Raw genomic sequence first — 23,811 nt, 5'->3', positions numbered from 1 at the left:
GCCTCGATGTTGGGGCGGAACACCTGGTGAGCCCAAGGAACAGGGTCCGCCCACCGAACCGGCCACCTTGGGCCGCCGCGGGCCCTCCCGGAGACTCGCGATGCATCCTGCTCGATAGCGAAGGAGCGTCCATGCGCCGTACATTCGCGCTCGTCACAGCGGTCCTCGCCGGACTGGCGTCCGGCTGCGGCGGCGCCGCTGATGACGGCGGCGGCCCGACCAAGATCCGGATGGCCTGGGGCGTGCCCGGCGACGAGATCAAATACCTGATGCAGGCCGACCCGTCGAAGGCACCGAACCAGGGTCACTGCTACACACTGGAGTGGAAGCAGCTCACCAACACCGCGCAGGGCGCGCAGGAGTTGGCCGCCGGCACGCTGGACGGCGCCACCGTCGGCGCCCTGGCGGTCGGGACGGCGGTGGAGCGCGGCGCGGACCTGACCGTGGCCGGAGAGATGTTCGCCGAGCGGACGCCCAACTTCACCACCACCTGGCTCGTCCGCAAGGACTCCCCCGTCAGGACCGCGGCGGACCTGCGCGGAAAGAAGGTCGCGACCGCCGGCATCGGCACGCCGACCTACTACGTGCAGGTCCAGTACCTGCAGCGGGCCGGGCTGAAGACCGGCGAGGACTACCAGAACCCCGAACTGCCCTACCCGCAGCAGCAGGAGGCGCTCGCGAGCGGGCGCGTCGACGCGGCGGTGTTCGCCCAGCCCTTCTACGCCAAGGCGATGGCGACCGGGAGGTTCCGGCCGCTGTTCCGCGTCTCCGACGTTCAGGACAACATGCCCCAGCTGCTGCAGGTGTTCAACCGGCGCTTCGTCAAGGAGCACCCGAAGGCCGCCCGCTGCTTCATGGACGACTTCAGCACCGTGGCGAAGTTCGTCACCGACCCCGCCAACCGGCAGACGGTGATCGACGCCGAGGCGAAGATCGCGAAGATCCCCGCCGGCGCGCTGAAGGGCTACCTGATGACCCGCGACGACTACTACCGGCCGCCGGGGGGCGCTCTGGACGCGGCCGGGCTCCAGTCCACCTGGGACTACTTCCACCAGAACGGTGTCCTGAAGAAGAAGCTGGACGTGCACAAGTACCTCGACGCCTCCGTCCTCGCGAAGGCGAGCTGACATGGCGGCGGAAGCGGCCCACCCGGTGGACTCCGCACGGCGTGAGGCGGATGAGGCGAAGCTCCGGCTGTCCGGGGTGGCGAAGTCCTACGCCGGGCGCCGGCGCGGCACGGTGCAGGCGATCGGCGGCATCGATCTCGACGTCCGGCCCGGCGAGTTCGTCAGCCTGGTCGGCCCCTCGGGATGCGGCAAGTCGACCCTGCTCTACATCATCGGCGGGTTCATCGGCGCGGACGGCGGATCCGTGCTGTGCGACGGCCGCGAGGTGTCGGGTCCGGGACCCGACCGCGGCATCGTCTTCCAGGAGTTCGCCCTCTTCCCTTGGAAGACCGTCCTCGGAAACGTCACCTGGGCGCTGGCCCGGCGCGGCGTATCCCGCAAGGACCGGCCGGAACAGGCGCGGCGGCTGCTGTCCTTAGTCGGGCTGGACGAGGCGGGACGCCTCTACCCGTCGGAGCTGTCGGGCGGCATGAAGCAGCGTGTCGCCATCGCCCGGACCCTCGCCATGGACTCCGAGGTGCTTCTCATGGACGAGCCCTTCGGCGCGCTCGATGCCCAGACCCGTGCACTTCTGCAGGAGGAACTGCTGCGGATCTGGGATGAGACCGGCAAGACCGTGCTGTTCGTCACCCACAGTGTGGAGGAGGCGCTCTACCTGTCGGACCGGATCGTGGTGCTGTCGTCGCGACCGTCGCGCGTCCGCGACGTCATTACGCCCGGCTTCCCGCGTCCGCGCACGCGGGAGCAGGTGCTCGCCGACTCTTCCTATGCCGCCCTGTACGAGCGCATTTGGGCGGAACTGCGCGAGGAGGGTCCGGCGTGACACGGCTCCGGGCGGCCTCGATCTCCGTGGCGGCCGTGCTGGTGCTGCTGGGCTGCTGGGAGGCCGCGCCGAGGACCGGGGTGGCGCCCGACCAGTCCCTCCCGCCGCTGTCGAAGGTGCTGGGCGAGGTTTGGAACGTTCTGCGGGACGGCGATTTCCGCAGCCAGGTCGGGCTGTCGGCCGGGCGCTGGGCCGCCGGGCTCGGCCTGGCGGTGCTGATCGGAGTGCCGCTGGGCATCGCCATGGGCCGTGCACAGGTCCTGCGGCGGCTCGTCGAGCCGCTCCTCGCGCTGCTGTACCCGGTACCGAAAGTGGCCCTTGTGATCCCGCTGCTGCTCGTGCTCGGGCTCCGGATGCCCTCGGAGCGCGCCGGCGAGACCGCGCGGATCGTGGTCATCGCGCTCGGCTGCCTGATCCCGCTCACGGTGTCGGCGACGCACGGCGCGGCGGAGGTGGAGCCGTGCCTGCTGTGGTCGGCGCGCGCCGCCGGCGCCGGCCCGGTCCGCCGGCTGCTGACCATCGTCCTGCCGGCCGCCCTGCCGCAGGTGCTGTCCGGCCTGCGCATCGCCCTGGCCGTCTCGATCTTCAGCCTGGTCGGTGCCGAGCTGCTGGTGCGCGGCAAGGGAGTGGGGGCCTACCTGTTCAACGCCTATGACATCGGCCGGTACGAGCGGGTGTGGGCGGTGACGGTGCTCGTCGCGCTCGCCGGGCTGGGCTTGGACGCGGTGTACGCGTGGACGGTCCGCCGCGCCGTCCGCTGGTGGGAGGGAGACGTATGATGCGGCTGATCTCGCGGGCCGGCCCGCTGCTGGCTCTGGCGGTGCTCATCGGCGCGTGGCACATCGCGGTGTCGCGGGGATGGCTCGGAAACCCGTTCGTCCTGCCGGGCCCCGGAGCGGTCGCGCGGCGGGCCGGTGACCTGTGGTCGGACGAATCGCTCCCGCGCGACCTGCGCACCACGCTCGGACGGGTCCTGGCCGCCTTCGCACTGGCGCTGGCCGCGGGCACGATCGCCGGTCTCGCCATGGGCCGGTCGACGACGGCGCGGGCCGCGCTGCGGCCCATCGTGGGCCTCGGCTTCCCCGCGCCGAAGATCGCCATGTTCCCCGCCCTGGTGATCCTGCTGGGGCTCGGCACCGCCTCGAAGGTGGCGCTCGGCTTCGCCGAAGCCGTCTTCCCGATCGCGGCCGCCGTGGCCGCCGCGGCGTCCCGCGTGCCCGAACGGCTCACCTGGTCGGCCGAGTCGATGGGCGCGTCGCGTTCCGCGGTCGCGTTCCGCGTCGTCCTCCCCTCGGCGCTTCCGGGGCTGCTGGCGGGCGCCCGGGTCGGGCTCATCGGCGCGATCATCGGGGTGTACGTGGGTGAGATGGTGGTCTCCTCCGACGGCCTGGGACACGCGATGGTGGCCGGCTGGCGCCAGCTCGACACCGCCCAGCTTTACGTGTCCGTCGTGGCGGTGTCGGTGCTCGGGTTCGTGCTGGACGGCCTGCTCCTGCTGGCGCGGCGCCGGCTGATGCGCTGGGCGCCGGAGAACGCGTCCGGCTGAGCCGTCCGCGACGTCCCCTGGCCGGGCAGCGGCCCGGCCAGGGGACGTGCGTCTCAGCCCTCCGTTCCGGCGCCGGCGCCCTCGCCGTCGGCCTGCTGCGCCGGCACGGCCGGCGGCGCGGCCTCCTCCGGGTCCGCGGCGGCGGGGTCGTGGCCGCGCATCGGGATCTGCTTGAGCAGGAGCGCGGCGACGAACGCCAGGGCGGCGAGCGGCAGCGCCGACAGGAAGATGACGTGGAAGACGTCGGCGAACGCCGCCGCGAGCCCGGTGCGCACCGGTGGCGGCATCTTCTTGACCTGGGAGGGGTTCTGCGTGAGGAACCCGACGGGCATCCCGGGCGGCAGCGCGCCGCGCGGGACGTGCTTCGCCACGGCGTCCGGCAGGCGCGCGTTCAGGATCGCGCCGAACACTCCCGAGCCGACAGCGCCGCCGACGATCCGGAACAGGCCGGTGGAGGCGGTGACGCTGCCGAGCTCGCGCTGCGGGACGGCGTTCTGCACGACCACCACCATGAGCTGCACCAGGCAGCCGAGCCCGAGGCCGACGATCACCATGAACAGCATCGCGGTGACCTCGCCGGTGCCCGGTGTGATCCGTGACAGCAGGTACACCCCGACCGCGGCGACGGCGGTCCCCGCGATGGGCCAGGGACGGTACCGCCCGCTGGCCGCCACCACGTGACCCGACACGATGGAGGTGGCGACGACGCCGAGCTGCAGCGGCAGCACCAGGAAGCCCGAGTCGGTGGCGCTGACCCCGGTGACGATCTGCAGCATCGCCGGCATGTAGAAGGTCAGGCTGAAGATGCTCATCCCGACCAGCAGCATCAGCAGCAGCGCCACCGCGGTCACCCGGTCGCGGAAGAAGCCGAGCGGGACGATCGGCTCGGCCGCGCGCCGCTCGGTGAACGCGAACGCGGTCAGCAGGGCCGCCGCGGCGACCAGCAGGCCGATCACCTGCCCGGACGACCAGTGGTACTTGGTCCCTCCCCAGGACAGGGCGAGCAGCAGGCAGGCGATCCCGGCGACCAGGAACGCGGCGCCGAACCAGTCGATCACCGGGCGGGCACCGGCCGGCGGAGCCTTCAGCGTCAGCCAGGCGACGACTAGGGCTATGAGCCCGACCGGCACGTTGAGCAGGAAGACCCAGCGCCAGGTGGCGTGGTCGGTCAGGTAGCCGCCGAGCCATGGTCCGATGACCTGCGCGACGGCCAGCTCTGCGCCGACATAGCCCTGGTAGGCGGCCCGGGTCCGGGGGCCGACGATCGCGCCGATCACCACGACCACCATCGCGGTGATACCGCCGGACCCTGCGCCCTGGACGGCGCGGAAGGCGATGAGCTGCCCGCCGTTCTGCGCCAGGCCGCAGGCGGCCGAGCCGGCGACGAACACCGCCAGCGCGGTGATGAACAGGGCGCGCCGTCCGAACAGGTCGCTGAGCTTGCCGAACAGCGGTGCGGCGGCGGCCGCTGCGAGCAGGTTGGCGCTGAAGACCCAGGGCAGATCGCCGAGGCCGCCGAGTTTCTGCATCATGGTCGGCGCGGCGACGGCGACCGTGGTCTGGTCGAGCCCGACGATCAGCAGGGCCAGCAGCAGGCCGCCGAAGATGACAAGGGCCTGCCCGCGCGACGGCAGGGCGGCCGGGGCGGCCGCGGGCGCGCTCATGGCCCGACCACCAGGGTCCCGGTCATGCCGGCGGCGCGATGCGCCATCAGCGAGCAGTGGAACGGGTACGTGCCGGGCTCGTCGGCGCGCAGGCCGCCGAGCGCGGTCTCCCCCGCGTCCGCCTGGACGTAGAAGCCGAGTTCCTCGATCTCGAGGTTGTGCATGACGTCGGTTGCCGTTAGGGCGACGGCCACGTCCTCACCGGCTCGGACGTGGATGCGCGAGGGCAGGAACTCCAGTCCGGCGCAGGACACCTCGATCCGCCGGGCGCCCGGCGCGACCGGGCTGTTGCGCCGGTGCCCCATCAGCTCCATGTCGGCCTTCTTGATGTCCAGCGTGCCCTGGGTCAGCCGCCGGCCGGCGTCGATCTCCACGATTCCGGTCGGCTCGCAGTCGATCGCCAGTTGCGTCCGGCCGGGGAACGAGGTCCACATCTGCCCGCCGTACTCCAGCGGTTCCAGGGCGAGGTGGCCGGTGGCGACGCCGTGCTCGATGACGAGGTGGTTGTTCAGGCCGGTCCAGCGCCCGTTCAGGCGCATCTCGTACGCGAGCGGCTCGGCGGGGATCGAGTTCGGCGGGGCGGGCCTGACCCGCACGTTGTCCTCGGTGCCCTTCGGGCCGCGGATCACGAAGAAGCCGAAGTTGTTGTGCGGTTGCGCGCCGGGGTGCCTGTCGGTGGTGTTCTGATGCGAGCACAGGGTCCGCATGCCGTCGGGCGTCGGGACCTCCCGCACCGGCGAGGACGGCGCGGCCTCGTCGACCGTCCCGGTCAGGTAGCAGCACATCGCCGGCAGCGCCGGGTCGGGCTCGTCCGGCGCCTTGCCGCCGTAGTAGCCGGGGACGGAGACCTTGTGGACGAGCGGCATGCCGAGATACCACCCGTAGAGCACCCGTTGTGCATCGTCCGGCTCCTCTTCGTCCCGGTCGGGTGCGACCGCGCATCCGACGCCGAGGGTGCCGGGGCCGCGCAGCGCGATCCGGACCGGGCCGGACGCGTCCTCGGGGGCGAGTTCGAGCAGGCCGGCGCGGACGCCGTAGGCGATGGCGGCGTGCGTGTCGAGCGGAACCATGACCGGTCCCATCCGGATGGCCGCGGCCAGGCCGTCCTCGGCCGAGACCGCTTCTGCGGGGGCGTCGGCGGACGGGGCGACCCGGCGCCACTGCGGCTCGGCGGGCTCGGCCGCCAAGGCGTCGGCGACCAGTCCACCGGCCGTCCGGTAGATGGTCGGGCCCGTGGCCGCGGCTTTCGTCCCAGCCCGCGTCATTTCCGCCGGCAGTCCGAGATAGACGAGCGGCGTTGGGGATTCGGCGGTCATCAGCCGAACTCACCATCCTTCACATCGAGAAACGGAGCAGGACATCCCCGAATCCGGAGCGCCGTCAGCGATGCGGCACTCCGGCGCCGCAATAGTGCGACGCCTCTCGATGTGGCGGTGAGCCCGGCGTTCTGGTCAGCGAACCGGGCCGGTACCGGTCAGGTCCAGGCCCGCTCCCGCCACCGCCACGCGCTGAATTCCAGGAAGTCGGCGAGGGTGCGCGGCGGGCGGCCCAGCAGCCGCTCGACGTCGCCGGTGATCGGCTGGTTCCGGCCGAGGCGGGTGAGGGTGTAGACGGCGCTCATGAAGCCGATGGTGTCCCAGCCGACGCCGCGGCGGCGTCGCGCGCGTCGATGAAGGTGGTGCGGCCCCCGTCCGGCTGGAATGAACAGTTCGTGGTGGTCCACGATGTCGTCGCCGTGGGTGGATATATTGCACCGTCCACGTCATTCCGGAGGAGAACAGCCGCTGTTCGACCTTGTAATGCGGGATGAACTTCGCCTTGTCGGCTCCGAACACCGACACGTAGACCACGTGCCGGCAGCCCGCCTTTTCCGCGGCTTCCAGGAACGGGGTGACCCCGTTGCGGGCGGCCTTGTTGCCGGGCAACGGGAACAGCAGGAACAGTGTGTCCACTCCGTCCAGGGCAGCGGGCCAGGTGGGCGGTCGAAGAAGTCCATCGTTCTCCTGTTCGTCAGTGGCCCAGGTGGGCGGTGTGCGGCTGCGCGGGCGCGGTGACCGGTTTCGGGCCGTAGCCGAGCGTCGCCATCATTCCGAGTTCGGAGTGGTACAGGTTGTGGCAGTGCAGCATCCATTCGCCTGGGTTGTCGGCGTCGAGGTCCACGTTGATCGTCTCGTTCGGGCGGACGATGACGGTGTCCTTGCGCGGCCCTGCGCCCGCACCGCCGACCTGGTAGGTGTGCCCGTGCAGGTGGATCGGATGCCAGATCTGCGTCGCGTTGGTGAACGCGAGCCGCACCCGCTGACCTTGGCCGACCTGCACGCGCAGTGAACCGGTCGGCGTGCCGCCCGGCGAGGTGCTGATCGACCAGGTCATGCCGAGCGGCCCCATGCCCAGGTACATCCGCACGGTCTGGTCGATCGGCCGGGACGGCAGGTTCACCGACGGGTCGGCGTGCAGCTGCGAGAGCGCCAGCAGGTTTCTGTTCAGTTCCGGCACGGTCACCGACGAGGACGGCGCGGTCCCCGGAGCCGTCCGGACGAGGGCGAACGCGCGGGAGTTCTTCCCTTCGGCGGACGCGACGAGCGGGAAGACGCCGGAGCCGAGGGTGACCAGCACGTCGTACCGCTCCCCCATGCCCATCAGGAGTGTGTCGACCGTGACGTGCTGGACGGGGAAGCCGTCGGTGTGGGTGACGGTGAGCCTGTGCCCGCCGAGCGCGACCCGGTAGGCGGTGTCGCCGCCGGCATTGATCAGCCGGATCCGCACCCGCTGCCCCGGCGAGGCACTGAAGGTGACGGGGTTCGCGGGCGTCCTCCCGTTGATCAGGTGGTACGGGTAGGACACGTTGCCTGCGAGGCCGCCGAGCGCGTCGCTGTACATGGGCGGGGCGTTGAGCGTTCCGGCGTGCAGCTTGGCCAGCACGGCGTCGGGTGTGGTGCCTGTGCCGTCGATCCAATCGTCAAGGACGACGACGAACTCGGCGTCGTAGGAGAGCGGCTCGTTCGGGTCGTCCACGATGAGCGGCCCGTAGACGCCGCGGTCGAGCTGCATGCCGTAGTGCGAGTGGTAGAAGTACGTGCCGGGGTCGGGCGCGGTGAAGCGGTAGTCGAAGGAGCCGCCGGACGGGGTGGGCGTCTGGGTGATGGGGGCGCCGTCCATCGCGTTGGCGATCCTGATGCCGTGCCAGTGCACGGTCGTCGGGTCGGGGAGGCCGTTGACCAGCCGCGCCCAGACGGATCCGCCGGCGTTCGCGCGGATCGCCGGGCCGGGGATCGCGTCGGCGAAGCGCCATGTCGACACGGTCCGGCCGCCGATGTCGACGCTCCCGGGGGACGGTTCGAGCGACTGGAAGGTGTCGGCGGCCAGCGCGGACGGCGCCGTCAGCCCGCGCACGGCGAGGGCTCCGGCCCCGGCCAGGGCGACGGCTGCGCCGCCCTGCAGCAGGCGGCGGCGGGTGAGGGCGGGTCGGTCGGCCATGGGGACCTCCGGGTGGGCGGGGACCGATGCCCGGAGTGTGCGGGCCCGCCGTCCGCCTGTGGAGCCGGAGGGTCTGGTGAGCGGACCGGCCCGCCGGTCACCTGCTCTCCTGGTCCAGTTCGTACTCGGTGAGGCGTTCGGAGATGCGGCCGGCCGTGGCGAGGACGGCGGGGACGAGCCGCTGCAGCTGCGTGCGGGACGTGGGCGCGGCCACCGAGACCGCCCCGGCGACGCGTCCGCGTGCGGCGCGGACGGGCGCCGCCACCGACAGGTAGCCGACGCGTGTCTCCTCGCTCTCCACCGCGTATCCGGCCCGGCGGATGCGCTCGAGCTCGGTCCGCAGCAGCCGCGGGGCGATCACGGTGTGGCCGGTGAAGCGCGGCAGCGGGTGGGCGAGCAGCTCGTTGACGACGCGCGAGGGCGCGTGGGCCAGCAGGACCTTGCCGGTGGCGGTGCAGTGCAGCGGCATGCGGCCGCCGGTCCGGGACGGGCGGGTGACGCTGCGGTGCCCGCCGAGCTTCTCGATGTAGAGGAGTTCGGTGCCGTCGCGGACGGCGCAGTGCACGGTCTCCCGGGTGGCCTGCGCGAGTTCCTCGAGGTAGGGCAGGGCGATGTCGCGCAGGATGCGGCGGCGCGGGGCCAGCTGCCCGAGCTCGAACAGCCGCAGCCCGAGCCGGTAGCCGAGGCCGGCGCGTTCGAGCGCGCCCCAGGCGACGAGCTCCTGGCTGAGCCGGTAGACGGTCGCCTTGCGCAGGCCCGTCCGGCGGACGAGCTCGGCGAGCGACAGCCCCTCGTCGTCGGGCCGGAACGCCTCCAGGATGAGCCGGACCTTCGACAGGACGGTGTCGGTCTCCCCCTGGACGGGGTCGATGGGGGTGAGCGCGGCGGCAGCGGTGATCATCGTGGCCCTCCCTCGCCTCCGGTGAACTGCTGGAGTCTGGCGCGCGCGACGGGGTCGACGCGGGTGCCGGGGGCGTCGACGCCGCGCACGCCCGGCAGCGCGAGCAGGACGGGCGCGACGAGCCCCTCATGGCAGGCGGGACGGCCGGGGCAGCCGGCGCACATCCCGGTGTAGCGGACGGCGGGCACGTCGCCGTCCGCGACGAGTTCGAGGCCGCCGCCGTGCCCGCGCAGCGCGCGCGACAGGGCGCGGACGGTGTCAGGGACCCTCATCGGAGGCTCCGGGGACCTCGACGCCGAACAGCCGGGCCGCGTTCAGGCCGAGGATCTTGCGCTTGTCGTCCAGGGTGATCTGCGGGTAGCCGTATCCCTCGCGCAGGTCGTCGGGGATCTCCAGGGCCATGAACGCCTCCAGGTAGGGGCGGGGCGGGCCGGCGAGCGCGGCCTCCGAGCCCCACAGCAGGCGGTCGGCGCCGACGGCGGCGAGCAGCTCGCCGACCTGCCGCTGGATGAGCCGGGGCCGGACGGGCATGAAGTTCACGGTCGCCGACAGGGCCAGGTGGATGTTCGGGAAGCGGGCGGCGATGTTGACGCATTCGTCGAAGTACGGCATCGCGAGGTGGTGGATGACGAAGGTGAGGTCGGGGAAGTCGCGGGCGGCGCGCTGCAGGTCGCCGGGGTGCAGCTGCTCGAGGTTCTCGGTGCCGAACGGGTTGCCCTTGTGGAACTGCAGGACGCGGATGCCGAGGTCGCGGGCGCGTTCGTAGATCGGGTAGGCGAGCTTCTCGTCGTCGCATCGCCAGCTCCGGTCGACGTGCCCGTTGTAGAACTTCAGCGACACGGCGTCCAGCTCGCCGACCTGCCATTCGAGGTGCTCCAGGGCCGCGTCCACGCCGCGGAAGCCGGGGTCGACGCCGCCGCAGAACAGGGCGCGGCCTGGGTAGGCGCGGGCGAACTCGGCTTGCAGGTCCACGGGCGCCCACCAGTCGTCGTACCAGTCGAAGACGGGGACGACCTGCGCCATCGCGACGTCGGTGGGCTCGGTGCCGGGCGGGTCGCCGAAGACCATCCGTCCCATGGTCTCGGCCGAGAGGCGGCGGTCGAACTCCTCGCGGTCGCCGTGCAGGGGCCGCAGCGCCTCGCCCAGTCCGAGCGACATGTCGCGGACGTGCCGCGACCACGGCGCCCCGTCCAGCAGGTTCGCCTCGCTCATGTCGTGCAGGTGCACGACCAGGTCGAAGACGAAGACGTCACCGATCATCGGCCACCTCCAAGACGACGCGGCCCTCCGCACGGCCGGCGGCGAGCGCCTCCCAGGCGACCGGCGCGGCGGCCAGCGCGTAGCGGTCGGTGCGCAGCGTCAGCTCTCCCGCGGACAGCCGCGAGAGCAGGCCGTCCGCCAGCGCGAACGCCTGCGGCGCGCGCCGGATCATGTTGAGGAAGCGCAGGTCGACGTCGTGCGCGCAGCGGGACGGCAGGTCCAGTTCGACGCGGGCGCCCGCCGTGTACCCGACGATGACGGCGACGCCCCCGGGCTCCACCGCGTCCAGCCGGGCCGGCAGGCCGGGCCCGCCGACGGTGTCGATGAGCGCGTCGTAGGGTCCGCCGCCGGCCTCCCCGACGAGCGTCCGGACACCCGCGGGGACGAGCTGCGCCCGCTCCTTCCGCGAGACGGACGCGGTGACGTCGGCGCCCGCCTGCACGGCGATCTGGACGGCGAGGGAGCCGACCGCGCCGGCGGCTCCGGTCACCAGGACCCGCTGCCCCTCCTTGACCCCGGCCAGGTCGTGCACCGAGATCCAGGCCGAGGTGGCCGGGGAGAAGAAGCAGGACGCCAGGATCGGGTCCGCGCCTTCCGGCGCCAGATGCACCGCTTCATCGGGCACGGCGGCGTACTCGGCGGCGACGCCGTCCCTCGCGATGCCGAGGCCGCCGCCGCGCAGCCACACCAGCGCGCCGCGCGGGAACCGGTCGGAGTCCTCGACCCGGCCGGCGCCGTCGCCGCACGGCACGTACGGCAGCGGCGGGTGATGTGGGAACGTCCCGGACGCGACGCTGCGGTCCAGGTGGCCGAGGGCCGCCGCGGCGACCCGCACCAGCGTGGTCCCCTCGCCCGCCTCCGGGACGGGGAGGTCGTCGGCCAGGGCCGGCGGCCGCCCGAACTCGCTGATCCGCAGCCCGCGCATCGCGCTCACTCCCCCGCGCCGAGCTGCTCGGCGACGGCCGCGTGGTCGTAGTAGACCGTCTCGTTGAGCATCGTGTCGCCGTCGAACCGGAAGACGATCACGCCCTCGATGTCCATGACCCGCCCCTTCGAGGGGATGCCCGCCCAGTCGGCGTGCTGGGTGCCGCGCGTCCGGCCCTCGATGATGACCGCGTTCGCGGCGTGGTGGACGAGCCTCGGGATCAGCTGCAGGTCGGGAAAGGCGGTCAGCAGATCGGTCAGCAGTTCCCGGACCTCGTCGTCGCCGGCGTGGGCGCGCCGCAGCGGCATGATCCGGTAGTGGGCGCCGTCCGGCATGGTGGCCAGGCAGGCGTCGAGGTCGCCGGCCATCTCGGTGGTCAGGTGCTCGATGACGATCGCCTCCCGCCGGGCGCGCAGGTCCGCGTCCGGGAGGGGCCGGTCGGCGCCGGGCAGCTCGACCTGCGTCATGCGTGCCGTCCCTTCATGCTGGGGCCGCTCTCGAACAGGGAGAAGTCGGGCGTCGGCTCGCCGCGCTCCACGACGGGCAGGGATCCGGCGACGTCGGCGAGGAACTCCAGCTCGGACGGGTCGTCCAGCAGCGGGAAGAACAGCACCTCGTCGGCGCCCTGCGCGCGGTAGGCGCGGTAGGCGGCCTCGATGCCGTCGCGGCCGCGCGCGATGCCGGAGATGACGTGCTCGGGCGGGCCGCCGTCCTTGAGGTAGGAGTCCAGCCGGGCCTCGGCGAGGTCGCCGGGCTTCTCGCTGGAGGCATACCACATGCTCGCGACGAGGCGCGGCCGTCCGGCCTTGCCCGCGCCCTCCCACGCCTTGACGGTCGCGAACGCCTCGAAGGCGAAGACCTCGGGCTTGAGGCCGCCGCTGACCAGGCCGTCGCCGTGCTCGACGAGGCGGCGCAGCGCCGGGTCGGACGCGCCGCCGATGAGCAGCTCGATCTCCCCGAGCTCCGGCCCGACCGTGTTCTCCTCGCCCTTGAGGTCACGGATCTCCGCCAGGGCGCGCAGCTGCTCGTCCATGATGCGGCCGCGCCGCTCCCACGGGATCCCGGCGGCGGCGTAGTCGTTGACGCGGTTCCCGATCGCGAGGCCGAGCGACACCCGTCCGGGGGCGAGCGCGGCGAGCGTCGCGACCTGCTTGGCGAACAGCGGCGTCGGCCGCAGCGGGCCGAGGAACGCCGCCGACATCAGCCGGACGCGGCTGGTCAGCGCGGCGGCCGCCGCCATCGTCATCATGATCTCGTGGTTGACGTAGACGTAGCGGTCGGCGACGCCGAGCGAGGAGAACGGACCGTCCTCGATCTCCCGGATCCAGGTGCGCAGGGTGTCCCCGGTGCAGCCGGGCACCCCGTTGGGCAGCAGGACGCCGATCCCGCCGGCTTCTGCTTCGTGCGGCATGCGTTCTCCTGATCAGTAACCGTGGTGGCGGACGTTGACGAGCGGTTCTCCGGCCGCGTAGCGGCGCAGCTGGTCGCCGGCGAGGCGGTACGCGCGGTCCCGCCAGTGCGCGGACGACCCCGCGACGTGCGGCGTCACCAGGACGCCGGGCGCGGAGAACAGCGGGTGGCCGGGCGGAAGCGGTTCGGGGTCGGTGGTGTCGAGCGCGGCGCGGACCCGGCCCTCGTGCAGGGCGTCGAGCAGCGCCGGGGTCTGGACGAGCGTGCCGCGCGCGGCGTTGACCAGCAGGGCGCCGGGCCGCATCCGTCCGAGGAACGCCGCGTCGACCATGCCCCGGGTCTCGTCGGTCGCGGGCGCGAGCAGGACGACGACGTCGGCGTCCGGGAGCAGGCCGGGCAGGTCCGCGGGGCCGCGGGCGCCTTCGCGGGGGTGCCGGGCGATCCCGGTGACCTTCGTCCCGAAGCACGCGAGCCGGTCTTGCAGCGCCCGCCCGATCGAGCCGTGCCCGACGACGAGGACGTGCTGTTCCGACAGGTCCCGTGCGCCTTCGGCGCCGGAGAACGCGGTGTTCCCGGAGGTGTCCCATTCCCCGGCGCGCTGCCGCTCCACATAGTGCGGCAGGTCCTTGTTCATGGCGAGGATCGCTCCGACGATCCATTCCGCGACGGGTCCGTCGTGCACACCGCTGGCGTTGCAGAGCGTCACCCCGTCCGGCAGCTTCGGGACGCGGTCGATGCCGGCGCTGAGGGTCTGCACGACCTTCAGCGCGGTCAGCCGGGGCAGGATCTCCGCGAACCGGTCGCGCGCGGGCGGGTCGAGGACGCAGAACTCGGCGGCCTCCGCCGCGTCGTCGCCGAACACCGCCGGCTCCACGCCGTCCGGCAGCGGCCCCATCGCCTCGACCCGTGCATCGGCCGGAACCAGAGCGATCACGCGCTCACCCCTCCCTCAGCCCGGCCTCGACCAGCCGGGGACGCAGCTCCCGGGCGTACCGATCGATCCCGGTCCGGTAATCCAGCCACGACAGCGCGAGCCCGTCGAGTCCCGCGTCGGCGAGTTCCGCCATCTGCGCGACGACGGAGTCAGGCGTCCCGACCAGCGGCAACGCGAAGAACCCGGCGATCGCGGACGCGGCCATCCCGTCGGCGTCGAAGTCGGCGCTGCCGGAGTTCGGGATGAGCAGGCGGATCGCGTTGGCGGCGGCGTCGCGGTCGCCCACCTCGTTCACCATGCGGTCGTACTCGCGACGCGCGGCGTCCTCGGTGTCGGCGCACACGATGTGGGCTCCGGCGAACACCATGAGCTTGCGGTCGTGGCGTTCCTGCACGTCGGCCTTGAGGCCGGGGACGATGCGGGCGGCGGCCGCGGCGTCCGGGACCATCGCGAACGTCAGGTCGGCGTGCTTCGCCGCGAAGTCCCGTCCGGCCGGGCTGAACCCGGCGTTCATCACGACCGGACGGCCCCGCTGCACGGGCTTCGGCTCCGACAGGACGCTGCGGGCCTTGAAGTAGCGGCCGTCGAAGTCGAACTCTTCGTCCGCCGCCCAGATCCGGCCGAGGAACGTCATCCATTCGTCGGCGACGGCGTACCGGTCGTCGTGCTCGCGCTGCTCCAGGCCGAACATGCGGAACTCGTCCTCGTTCCACCCCGCCACCACGTTCACCGCGAAGCGGCCGCCGGCGATGTGGTCGACGGTGGCGATCTGCTTGGCGGCGCTCACCGGATGCACGACCGGGATGTGGAAGGTGGCGAACACCTGGATCCGCTCGGTGACCGCCGCGATCCCCGCCGCCCAGGTGAACGACTCGAACGAGCGGTGCGCGTCGCGACGCGCCGGGTCGGCCATGCCGCGCCAGCGCGCCACCGGGATCAGCGCCTCGAAGCCCGCCGCCTCGGCGGCCCGCGCGATCCCGACGCTCTCCTGCCAGGTCGCGCGAGGCGCTTCGGGCGCGTGGGTGAGGTTCGCGCCGCCCGCCATGTTCGCCGAGAACACCGCCAGCTTGAGCCGGTTCGGGCTGCCGAGCAGCGGCCCCGCCGACCGGTCGGCGCTCCCGGCGGTCACGGCCGCCTCGCGGGCGGGCTGGTGTCGGCGCCGGAGGCGACCTCGGGGATGTGCCCGACGGGGGTCGGCAGGTCCCGGCCGTCGGCGAGGCGGACGACGGGGGCGAGCTTAGGCGCGCCGTGCAGCGCCGCCATCTCGGCGTTCGTCTCCGGCGCCGGACGAGAGGCGCGCAGGTGGTCGGGGCGCCCGTCCGGTTCGCGGAAGTGCGGGACCACCTCCTCGGCCATGATCTGGAGGTTCTTCATCACCATCCAGTGCGGCATCGACCCGAGCGGGCCGCCCGCACTGATCGCCATCCCGAGGCCGTACTCCTCGATCATCCGCTCGTACTTCTCGATGACGGTCTGCGGGGAGCCGACGACGATGTACCCCTGGTCGATCAGCTCGTCATAGGACATCTCCCAGAAGTCCTTGACCCCGGCGGCCTGCCGTCCCTTCACCGTCCGCAGGATCGACTCGGCGGTGTTGTAGCCGGGCGGCATGAGGTGGTGCATGGGGATCTTCAGGCCGGTCCGGAAGAACCACATCGCGTGCGGCATGAACTCGCGGCGCGCCTGCTCGTCGGTCTCGGCGACGTAGGTGGGGATGACGCGTCCGAGCTGCGCCGGGTCCGGCTCGTAGCCGTACTTGTCGCGGCAGATCTCCCGGAACAGCGCGAACGACTTCTTGGTGACCCAGTTCGACGTGGTCGTCTGCATGTAGGAGAACCGCCGCTTGGCGACCTCGTCGATGGTGTCGGTGGAGCCCGTACCGGGCATCCACACCGGCGGGTGCGGGTCCTGCAGCGGGCGCGGCCACGGGTTGACGTGCTCGATGTCGTAGTGCTCGCCCTGCCAGGTGAACGGCCCCGGCTCCGTCCACGCCTTGACGATGAGGTCGTGCGCCTCCCAGAACCGCGCCTTGGACGTCGTCGGGTTCATGCCCGACGAGTGGTACTCCGCGCCCATCCCGCGCACGTGCCCGGAGATGATCCGGCCGCCGGACACGATGTCGAGCATCGCGATCTCCTCGGCGACTCGCAGCGGGTTCTGGTGCAGCGGCAGCGCGTTGCCGATCACGCCGATCCGGATCCGGCTGGTGCGGGCGGCGAGGTAGGCGGCCCACACGTTCGGCGCGTTGATGGTGCCGAACGCGTTCTGGTGGTGCTCGTTGACGATGATGCCGTCGAACCCGAGCCGTTCGCAGGCGATGAGCTGCTCGAGGTTGTCGGTGTAGAGGCGGTGCGCGACCTGCGGCTCGAAGTAGGTGTTCGGCAGCGTCACCCACGTCGATTCCAGGTCCTCGCCCGGCGGGATGAACGGGTAGGGCATCAGGTGGAAGACATGGAACTGCAGGCGGTTAGCCATGGGAGACCCCCGAGACGAACGTGGTGATGAGCGCGGCCGTCTCGTCCGGCCGCTGGATCGGGAAGGCGTGGCCGCCGGGGACGTCCTTCACGCCGGTGCCGAGGAGCTCGGCCCAGCGGGCCGGGTGCCCGGCGGGGACGATCCGGTCGTCCTCGCCGGCGACGACGAGGGCGGGCAGGCCGAGCCGGGGCAGCCGGTGCTCCAGCTTCAGGTCGTAGCGGAAGTCCCAGATCAGCCGGGCCGCCGCGCCCATGTCGCCGTACCGGGCCGCGAACCCCTCCGGGCCGCCCTGCGCGGGCGTACCCGGCCCCGGCACGACCCCCTCGACCGGGTCGCCGTTGAAGTACATGTCGTCGTAGTCGGCCGGGTTCATGATGAACACGTCGGCGATCGGACGGCCCGGCACGCGCAGCCCGAACGGCGCGAGCAGCGACAGGCTGCGCACGCGATGCGGGTTGAACACGGCGAAGTCGGCCGCGAGCCACCCGCCGAGCCCGTACCCGACGACGTGCACGCGGTCGAGTCCGAACGCGTCCAGCAGGCTCCGGTACAGCAGGACGACGTCGTCGCGGCCCGTCACCCAGGGCGGGCAGGGCGTGTCGCCGAAGCCGGGCGCCTCGGGCGCGATCAGGTCGGCGCGCTCGGCGATCGCGGCGTGCAGCGGGCTCCAGCAGCGGGTCAGCCAGTGGCCGTGCAGGAACAGTACGGGTTCGCCCGTCCCGTCGCGGCGGTAGGCGACCTCGGCGCCGTCGACGTCGATGCGCTCGGGCTGGGTGTGCCAGTGCACCCCGGCTTCCAGAACGTCGCTCACAGTGTCTCCTTGTCCAGAAAGGCCAGGACCGCCGTGTTCCAGGCGTCGGCCGCCTCCAGCTGCGGGCAGTGGCCGCAGCCGGGGAAGATCTCCAGCCGCGCGTCCGGAATGGCGCGCGCCACCTCTTCGGCGAACCCGGCCGGCTTGAGCCGGTCGCGGTCCCCCGCCGTCACGAGCGTCGGGACCTTGACGCGCGCGTAGTCGAACGGGTCGCCGAGCGGCGGCGGGACGGCGCCGGGCGCGCGCAGGCCGAGCGAGGCGAACGCCTCGTAGGCACCGGGGGCGAGGGCCGCCTCCATGCGGGCCGCGACCATGTCCTCGTCCTGCGCCCACACCCGGTCGTCGAAGGCCAGCCGGATCTGGTCCCGCATCGACTCGGCCGTCCCGTCGAAGTCCATGAGCGCCTCGCGTGCCGCGCCCGACACCGGAGGGCCGCCCGCGCTGACGAGCACCATCCGGCGCACGTTCAGCAGCGGCGACTCCGAGGTCTGGTCGCGCAGCAGGTGCGAGCCGCCCATCGACAGCCCGACGACGTCGGCCTCGTCCACGCCGAGGACCTCCAGCAGCCGGGCCAGGTGGGCGAGCATCCGGCCGGCGCGGTCCGCGAAGTCGACGATCTTCGCCGTCCCGCCGAAGCCGAGCCAGTCCGGAGCGATGACCCGGTGCCCCGCCGAGGCGAGCGCCGGCACGGCCGTCCACCAGGCGGTGCGGGCGCACTCGCCCCAGGCGCCGCCGTGCAGCAGCACCACCGGCCGGCCCTCGCCCGCCTCCAGCAGGTGCGTGCGCACGCCGCCCACGTCGAGCGTCCGGGAAGAGGGCTCGTCCACTCGCACTCCTTCGTTTGTGTGACGGTCGTAAGGAAGATAACGAATCTGAGCGTCGCAAGGAACCCCCGGTCCGGTGAGCGATACCAGGCGGTTCACTACCGGGAGACTGTCCGGTTTTATGACGATCGTGACTGAACAACTGGATGCGGCGCTGTTCCGCAGGACCCTCGGCCACTACCCGACCGGGGTCGTCGTGGTGGCCGCGATGGTGGACGGGCGGCCGGAGGGGCTGGCGGTGAACTCCTTCACCTCGGTCTCCCTCGACCCACCGCTGGTCGCGTTCTGCGCGGCGGCGACGTCCTCGACCTGGCCGCGGCTGCGCCGCGCGGACGGCTTCGCGATCACGATGCTCGGCGCCGCGCAGCAGGACGCCTGCCGCACCTTCGCCGGCAAGGGCGCGGACCGGTTCGGGACCGTCCCCTGGTCGCTCTCGCCCGGCGGGCACCCGGTCCTGGACGGGGCGCTCGCCTGGCTCGACGCCGTCCCGCACTCGATGCAGGAGGCCGGCGACCACGAACTCGTCCTGGCCCGCGTCACCGCGCTCGGCGCGGAACCGGACGGCCACCCGCTCGTCTTCTTCCGCGGCGCCTTCAGCGCCCTGGCCCGGCCGGAGGCCGCCGCGCGCGCGACAGGCTCGGGCGCGGCGGGCTCGCCGCGCGGCCTGGACGCCGAGTCCCCGTTCTTCAGCGTGCTCGAGGCCAAGCTGAACCCCACGGCGCCATGAGAACCGGCAAAGTACTGAAGGCCGCGCAGGGGGGAACCGCGCGGCCTTCAGGCTTGTCCGGCCCGCCTCAGCGGGCGGGCTGCGCGGGAAGCGCCCGGGCGATGCCGAGGTACAGCATCTCCCTGGTGAAGTCGCAGGAGTAGCCGGTCCAGGCGTCGCGGAGCAGCTTCTCCGGTCCCGCGCCGGTGGTGACGCCGGTTGCGCCGTGCAGGCGGACGGCGCGCTGCGCGCAGTCGATCGCCGCGTCCACGGCGCGGGCCTTCGCCGCCGGGACGAGCACCGCAAGATCGGCGGCGCCGGCGCCGTCGTCCAGCGCGGCCGCGGCCGACCGGACGAGCAGCCGGGCCGTCCGCACGGTGACGGTCATCTCGGCCAGGTCGAGCGCGACGGCCTGGTGGTCGCGGAGCGGCCGGCCCCAGCTCCGGCGTTCGGCGGTGTGGGAACGGGCGAGATCCTCGGCCGCGCGGGCCACCCCGACGAAGATCGCCGCGAGGCCGACCGCCATGCCGGGTGTCGTGGTCATCAGCAGTCGCATCGCCTGCCCCTCGGGGCCGATGCGCGATGCGGCAGGGACGCGGACGTCGTCGAAAAAGACCTCCGCATGGAAGCCGGTGCGCAGGCCCAGCAGCCGCGAGCGCGGCCCGCATGTCAGGCCCGGCGTGTCCGCGGGCACCCAGAAGGCGCTCGTGGACGCGATGCCGGGGCGGTCCGCCGCCGTCCGGGCGAAGACGACGTAGGCGTCGGCGACGCCCGCGTTGGTCACCCACTGGGCCTTCGCGCCATTGATGACGTAGTCGTCGCCGTCCCGCACGGCGCGCGTCCGGTAGCCGGAGTCCGGGCCCGGGCCGGGGTCGAAGAGTTCCGAACCGGCGACGGACGGCTCGTTCATCGCCCCGGCGAGCACGGTCTGCCCGGCCGCGATCCCCGGCAGCCAGCGTTCCCGCTGCTCGGGCGTGCCGGCGGCCAGGATCAGGCCGGGGACGGTCATGGTGAGGTTGAGCCCGGCGGCGAAGCCCGCGTCCACGGCGCCGAGCTCCTCGGCGATCGTGACGTTGTCGAGCTGCGTCCCGCCCCCGCCGCCGTACTCCTCGGGGATGAGCAGGCCGGGCAGGCCGAGCTCCGCGGCGGCCTTCAGCAGGTCGCGGCCGGCCGCCGGCGGCAGCTCCTCGTCATCGGGCGGGAGCGCGGGCGCGACACGGTCGCGGGCGAACCCGGCCACCGCCTCCCGGAGCGCCTCCCGTTCGGGAGTCGTCCACCTCATGGCATCGCCTTTCCGCTGCGCAGCCGGTCGATGCCGATCGCGACGACGAGGACGACGCCGCTCACGACGTTGCTCCAGAAGGGGCTCACCCCGGCGAGGGTGACGCCGTTCTGCAGCACGCCCAGGAACAGCACGCCGAGCAGCGTGCCGAGCAGCGAGCCCCTGCCGCCCATGAAGGACGTCCCGCCGAGCAGCACCGCGGCGCCCGCCGTCAGCTCCATGCCGATGCCCGCGTCCGGCGAGGTGGAGGTGAGCCGCGCCGCGCCGACGACGCCGGCGAGCCCGGCGAGCGCGGCGCACAGCGTGTAGACGGCGACGCGGACGCCCGCGACGCTGATCCCCGCCAGCCGCGCGGCCTCGGGGTTGCCGCCGACCGCGTACACCATCCGCCCGAACCCGGTGTAGCGCAGCACGAGGACCGCCAGCGCGAAGACCGCGACCGCGATCATCACGGTGATCGGGACCCCGCCGGCGCGCTGCGCGCCGAGCTTCACCAGGAACGCGTGCTTGAAGATCGTCTGCGACTGGCCGCCGGACCAGATCTGCGCGAGGCCGTGCAGGAACGTCCCGGTGCCGATCGTGACGACCAGGAACGACATCCCCGCCCGGCCGATCAGCAGGCCGTTGGTGAGCAGCCCGGCGGCCAGGGACGCGGCGACGGCGGCGAGCAGCGCCGCGGGGGCCGGCAGCACGTCCAGCAGCTTCCAGCACACGATCGCCGAGAAGCCCATCATGCCGCCGACCGACAGGTCGATCCCGCCGGTCAGCAGCACGAACGTCATTCCGGTGGCGACCAGCAGCAGCACCACGTTCGTCTCTGCGATGTTCATGAAGTTGTCGACCGTGAGGAACTGCGGCTGCGTCACCGACAGCACCACGATCGCCAGCACCAGCACGGCGAGCACGCCCAGGTACTGCGACGTCGCCTGCACCGCGTCGCGCGCCCGGCCGGCCGCCGCGCCGCGCGGGGCGGCCGCCGTGAGCCTCTCGTCAGGCAGCGTCATCGGTTCTCCCTCCGCCGAGCGCCAGCAGCGCGATGGCCTCCTCGCTCGCCTCGTCCCGGCTCAGCTCGCCGGCCTGGCGGCCCTCGGCGAGCACGATGATCCGGTCGGCGAGGCCGAGGAGTTCGAGCAGGTCGGACGAGGCGAGGACGACGGCCGCGCCGCCCTCGGCCAGCCCGCCGATCAGCTCGTAGATGTCCGCGCGGGCGCCGATGTCCACGCCGCGGGTGGGCTCGTCCAGCAGCAGCACCTTCGGCGCATGGCCGATGGCGCGCGCCAGCACCAGCTTCTGCGCGTTCCCGCCCGACAGCGTCCCCACCGGGACGTGCACGCCGTGGCAGCGCACCCGGTAGCCGGCGACGGCACGGACCGCCCGGTCGTGGTCGCGGGCCCGGTCCGTCCGCCGGAGCGCGCGCAGCCAGGGCACCGCGAGGTTGTCGCGGATCGAGTGGTCTCCCGCGAGGGCCTGCCCGAAGCGGTCCTCGGGGACGAGCGCGACGCCGGCGCGGCGGGCGGTGCGCGGCGTGGCGCCGTTCAGCCGCTCGCCGTCGACTGCGAAGCCGCCGCCGCGCGCGCGCCGCGCACCGGCGACCGTCTCCAGCAGCTCGCTGCGGCCCGCGCCGACCAGGCCAGCCACGCCGACGATCTCCCCGGCCCGCACGTCGAACGAGAGCGGATGGGGCGACCGGTCGGTGACCAGCCGGTCGACCCGCAGCCGCACCTCCCCCGCGGCCACCGGCCGCTTGTGGAAGTACTCGCCGAGGTCGCGGCCGACCATCGCCGACGACAGCCGCTCGTCGGTCAGCTCGTCGCGGCCGAGCTCGGCGACGGTGCTCCCGTCGCGCAGCACCGTCGCGCGGTCGCAGGACCGCCGGATCTCGCGCAGCCGGTGGGTGATCACGATGACGCCGCAGCCCTGCGCGGCGAGCCCGTCGACCACGGCGAACAACCGCTCCGGGTCGGGCAGCCGGGTGGTCACCTCGTCCAGGATCAGCAGCCGGGGCTCGGCGGCCAGGGCCTTGGCGACCTCGACCAGCTCCCGCTCCCCCGGCGGCAGCGCCCCCGCCGTCCGCAGCGGGTCGACGCGCAGGCCCGCGCGTTCCAGGAAGGGGGCGGCCTGCGCGGCCAGCGCCGTGCGCCGGACGGTCCGGGCGGCCCGGTTGAGCCGGGGCAGCAGCACGTTCTCCGCGACCGACAGCCCGGGCACCAGGGTCGGTTCCTGGGAGACCAGGCAGACCCCCGCGGCGAGCGCGTCCTTCGGGCCGCCGAACGCCGCGGGGCGGCCGTCCAGCTCGACGGCGCCCTCGTCCGGCGGCATCGCGCCCGCCACGATCCGCGCCAGCGTCGACTTGCCCGACCCGTTCTCGCCGGCCAGGCACACGACCTCGCCGCGGTGCACGACCAGGTCGGCCCGCCGAAGCGCGGCGACGGGACCGAACCGCTTGGCCACCCCGGACGCCTTCAGCAGCGGCGCCGTGTTCGCCTCCGCCACGTCAGCTCGGCTTGACGTAGGTCTTGCCGTCGCGCTGCTCGAAGGCTAGCGAGAACGGGTTGTCCACCCGCTGCGCGATCGGCTGCCACTTGTCGATGCTCTTCCTGTCGAGCTTCACCGTCGGAATCCAGATCTCCTTCGGGACCGTCGCGCCGCACACCGCGCGCAGCGCCGCGTACGCCAGCGCCTGGCCGGTCTTGTCGTAGGGGACGCCGTAGGTCGCGGTGATCTTGCCCGCCTCGACCAGCGGCACCGCGTCCGGCTGCCCGTTGATGGACACGATCGCCGGGTCGAACCCGCCGCCCAGCGCGGACGCCGCGCCGATCGCCGAGACGTCGTTGAACGTCCAGATGCCCTTGAGGTCCTTGCCGTACTTCTGCCGCCACGACTCGGCGATCGCCTTGGCGTCCTCGGGCGTGATCTTCTGGTTGACCTGGCGGTCCACCACGGTCAGCCCGGCCTGCTTCGCGCCGGCCTCGAACCCGGCCTTCTCCCAGTTCAGCAGCTCGGCGTAGGCCGGGCCGAACATCGCGGCGACCTTGCCGCCGCCGACGAGCGACTTCAGCGTCCTCGCGCCGTCCACGCCGGCGAAGTCCACGTCGTCGTGGACGGAGGTGAAGTACGGGCCGCCGACCTTGGTGTCCAGCACGATGACGGGGATCTTCTTGGCCCGCGCCTGCGCGAACGCGCCCTGCGTGGCGTTCGGGTCGACGGGGTTGGCGATCAGCGCGTCCACCTGCTGCTGCATCAGCGTGTTCAGGTCGGAGATCTGCTTGCCCGGGTTCAGGTTCGCGTTGACGGCCTTGAGCTTGGCCCCGTACTTGGCCAGGGCCTTGGCCAGGATCTCCTCGATCGCCTTGAAGTTCGGGTCGGGCAACGGCTCGCTGAACCCGATGGTCTTGCCCTTGGCCGCGTTGCAGCCCGTCCCGTCATCGCCTCCCGACGCGGCGGCCTTGCTCTTGCCACCACCGCCGCCGCAGGCCGCCGAGCCGAGCAGAAGCCCGGCCGCCACCAATCCGGCCGCGGTGCGGCGCGCACGCACGGTCATATGCCACCTCCGGCAGTCCTCCGCATGACGGTCGTCACAGCGGTGACGACTTGAACCACGGTTGTACGCCCTGCCGGGCCTGACCTCAGAGGACGCCGGTCCGCT

General features: G+C 72.9%; 24 protein-coding genes. 5 read left to right on the top strand and 19 right to left on the bottom strand.

Features of this window, described 5'->3' with window-relative positions; translation table 11 throughout:
- Positions 1-131 precede the first annotated feature (131 nt).
- From J4709_RS41105 to J4709_RS41090, 4 genes are read left to right on the top strand one after another with little or no spacing between them, the layout of a single operon-like run.
- Complete coding sequence (locus J4709_RS41105; RefSeq protein ID WP_208250117.1) at positions 132-1,127, top strand: ABC transporter substrate-binding protein; 996 nt, start codon at positions 132-134, stop codon at positions 1,125-1,127.
- 1 nt (position 1,128) lies between these two features.
- Positions 1,129-1,950, top strand: a complete 822-nt coding sequence (locus J4709_RS41100; RefSeq protein ID WP_208250115.1) for an ABC transporter ATP-binding protein — start codon at positions 1,129-1,131, stop codon at positions 1,948-1,950.
- Positions 1,947-2,729: an ABC transporter permease gene (locus tag J4709_RS41095; protein WP_208250113.1), complete on the top strand. Its 783-nt coding sequence runs from the start codon at positions 1,947-1,949 to the stop codon at positions 2,727-2,729. The genes J4709_RS41100 and J4709_RS41095 overlap by 4 nt, the downstream gene beginning before the upstream one ends.
- On the top strand, positions 2,726-3,496 hold the full coding sequence (locus J4709_RS41090) for an ABC transporter permease (protein WP_208250111.1): 771 nt from the start codon (positions 2,726-2,728) through the stop codon (positions 3,494-3,496). The genes J4709_RS41095 and J4709_RS41090 overlap by 4 nt, the downstream gene beginning before the upstream one ends.
- Before the next feature lie 53 nt (positions 3,497-3,549).
- On the opposite strand, the gene J4709_RS41085 is transcribed toward J4709_RS41090, so the two are convergent.
- The 15 genes from J4709_RS41085 to J4709_RS41015 form a co-directional block, all read right to left on the bottom strand.
- Positions 3,550-5,160, bottom strand: coding sequence for an MFS transporter (locus J4709_RS41085; RefSeq protein WP_208250108.1), 1,611 nt, complete (start codon positions 5,158-5,160; stop codon positions 3,550-3,552).
- Positions 5,157-6,476: a cupredoxin domain-containing protein gene (locus J4709_RS41080; protein WP_208250107.1), complete on the bottom strand. Its 1,320-nt coding sequence runs from the start codon at positions 6,474-6,476 to the stop codon at positions 5,157-5,159. Before J4709_RS41080 ends, J4709_RS41085 begins: the two co-directional genes overlap by 4 nt.
- Before the next feature lie 158 nt (positions 6,477-6,634).
- Positions 6,635-6,781, bottom strand: coding sequence for a hypothetical protein (locus J4709_RS41075; protein WP_208250104.1), 147 nt, complete (start codon positions 6,779-6,781; stop codon positions 6,635-6,637).
- Positions 6,782-7,170: 389 nt separating this feature from the next.
- On the bottom strand, positions 7,171-8,637 hold the full coding sequence (locus tag J4709_RS41070; RefSeq protein WP_208250102.1) for a multicopper oxidase family protein: 1,467 nt from the start codon (positions 8,635-8,637) through the stop codon (positions 7,171-7,173).
- Positions 8,638-8,734: 97 nt separating this feature from the next.
- Positions 8,735-9,538: an IclR family transcriptional regulator gene (locus J4709_RS41065; RefSeq protein WP_208250100.1), complete on the bottom strand. Its 804-nt coding sequence runs from the start codon at positions 9,536-9,538 to the stop codon at positions 8,735-8,737.
- Positions 9,535-9,810 (bottom strand): NifU family protein, encoded by a 276-nt coding sequence (locus tag J4709_RS41060; RefSeq protein ID WP_208250098.1) that lies wholly within the window; start codon positions 9,808-9,810, stop codon positions 9,535-9,537. Before J4709_RS41060 ends, J4709_RS41065 begins: the two co-directional genes overlap by 4 nt.
- A complete protein-coding gene (locus J4709_RS41055; RefSeq protein ID WP_208250096.1) occupies positions 9,797-10,798 on the bottom strand; it encodes an amidohydrolase family protein in 1,002 nt (333 codons plus the stop codon). Before J4709_RS41055 ends, J4709_RS41060 begins: the two co-directional genes overlap by 14 nt.
- Positions 10,788-11,723, bottom strand: a complete 936-nt coding sequence (locus tag J4709_RS41050; protein WP_208250095.1) for a quinone oxidoreductase family protein — start codon at positions 11,721-11,723, stop codon at positions 10,788-10,790. Before J4709_RS41050 ends, J4709_RS41055 begins: the two co-directional genes overlap by 11 nt.
- A gap of 5 nt (positions 11,724-11,728) precedes the next feature.
- Positions 11,729-12,190, bottom strand: coding sequence for an ester cyclase (locus tag J4709_RS41045; protein WP_208250092.1), 462 nt, complete (start codon positions 12,188-12,190; stop codon positions 11,729-11,731).
- Positions 12,187-13,134, bottom strand: a complete 948-nt coding sequence (locus J4709_RS41040) for an LLM class flavin-dependent oxidoreductase (protein WP_208250087.1) — start codon at positions 13,132-13,134, stop codon at positions 12,187-12,189. Before J4709_RS41040 ends, J4709_RS41045 begins: the two co-directional genes overlap by 4 nt.
- Positions 13,135-13,146: 12 nt before the next feature.
- Positions 13,147-14,067, bottom strand: a complete 921-nt coding sequence (locus J4709_RS41035) for a 2-hydroxyacid dehydrogenase (RefSeq protein WP_307802005.1) — start codon at positions 14,065-14,067, stop codon at positions 13,147-13,149.
- A gap of 4 nt (positions 14,068-14,071) precedes the next feature.
- On the bottom strand, positions 14,072-15,196 hold the full coding sequence (locus tag J4709_RS41030; protein ID WP_208250085.1) for an LLM class flavin-dependent oxidoreductase: 1,125 nt from the start codon (positions 15,194-15,196) through the stop codon (positions 14,072-14,074).
- Entirely contained in the window at positions 15,193-16,542 is a 1,350-nt protein-coding gene (locus tag J4709_RS41025) for an LLM class flavin-dependent oxidoreductase (protein WP_208250083.1), read from the bottom strand. Before J4709_RS41025 ends, J4709_RS41030 begins: the two co-directional genes overlap by 4 nt.
- The gene (locus J4709_RS41020; RefSeq protein WP_208250081.1) at positions 16,535-17,353 is read right to left on the bottom strand and encodes an alpha/beta fold hydrolase; all 819 of its coding nucleotides are present in this window, start codon (positions 17,351-17,353) and stop codon (positions 16,535-16,537) included. The genes J4709_RS41025 and J4709_RS41020 overlap by 8 nt, the downstream gene beginning before the upstream one ends.
- A complete protein-coding gene (locus J4709_RS41015) occupies positions 17,350-18,180 on the bottom strand; it encodes an alpha/beta fold hydrolase (RefSeq protein WP_208250079.1) in 831 nt (276 codons plus the stop codon). Before J4709_RS41015 ends, J4709_RS41020 begins: the two co-directional genes overlap by 4 nt.
- Positions 18,181-18,307: 127 nt before the next feature.
- Here J4709_RS41015 and J4709_RS41010 point away from each other — a divergent pair, with 127 nt between their 5' ends.
- Entirely contained in the window at positions 18,308-18,904 is a 597-nt protein-coding gene (locus J4709_RS41010) for a flavin reductase family protein (RefSeq protein ID WP_307802004.1), read from the top strand.
- A gap of 67 nt (positions 18,905-18,971) precedes the next feature.
- Here the strand turns inward: J4709_RS41010 and J4709_RS41005 are convergent, their stop codons facing one another.
- Genes J4709_RS41005 through J4709_RS40990 form a run of 4 tightly spaced genes read right to left on the bottom strand, consistent with a single transcriptional unit; the run spans position 18,972 to position 23,706 of the window.
- On the bottom strand, positions 18,972-20,165 hold the full coding sequence (locus J4709_RS41005) for an acyl-CoA dehydrogenase family protein (protein WP_208250075.1): 1,194 nt from the start codon (positions 20,163-20,165) through the stop codon (positions 18,972-18,974).
- Entirely contained in the window at positions 20,162-21,169 is a 1,008-nt protein-coding gene (locus J4709_RS41000) for an ABC transporter permease (protein WP_208250073.1), read from the bottom strand. Before J4709_RS41000 ends, J4709_RS41005 begins: the two co-directional genes overlap by 4 nt.
- Positions 21,156-22,658, bottom strand: coding sequence for a sugar ABC transporter ATP-binding protein (locus tag J4709_RS40995; RefSeq protein WP_208250071.1), 1,503 nt, complete (start codon positions 22,656-22,658; stop codon positions 21,156-21,158). The genes J4709_RS41000 and J4709_RS40995 overlap by 14 nt, the downstream gene beginning before the upstream one ends.
- A gap of 1 nt (position 22,659) precedes the next feature.
- On the bottom strand, positions 22,660-23,706 hold the full coding sequence (locus J4709_RS40990) for a sugar ABC transporter substrate-binding protein (RefSeq protein WP_208250068.1): 1,047 nt from the start codon (positions 23,704-23,706) through the stop codon (positions 22,660-22,662).
- Positions 23,707-23,811 lie beyond the last annotated feature (105 nt).

It is taken from the genome of Actinomadura violacea, assembly GCF_017573465.1.
GTDB classification, from domain to species: Bacteria; Actinomycetota; Actinomycetes; order Streptosporangiales; family Streptosporangiaceae; genus Spirillospora; species Spirillospora violacea.
The sequence above is the reverse complement of the archived record's forward strand: the minus strand, read 5'-3'. Positions and strand labels throughout refer to the sequence as shown.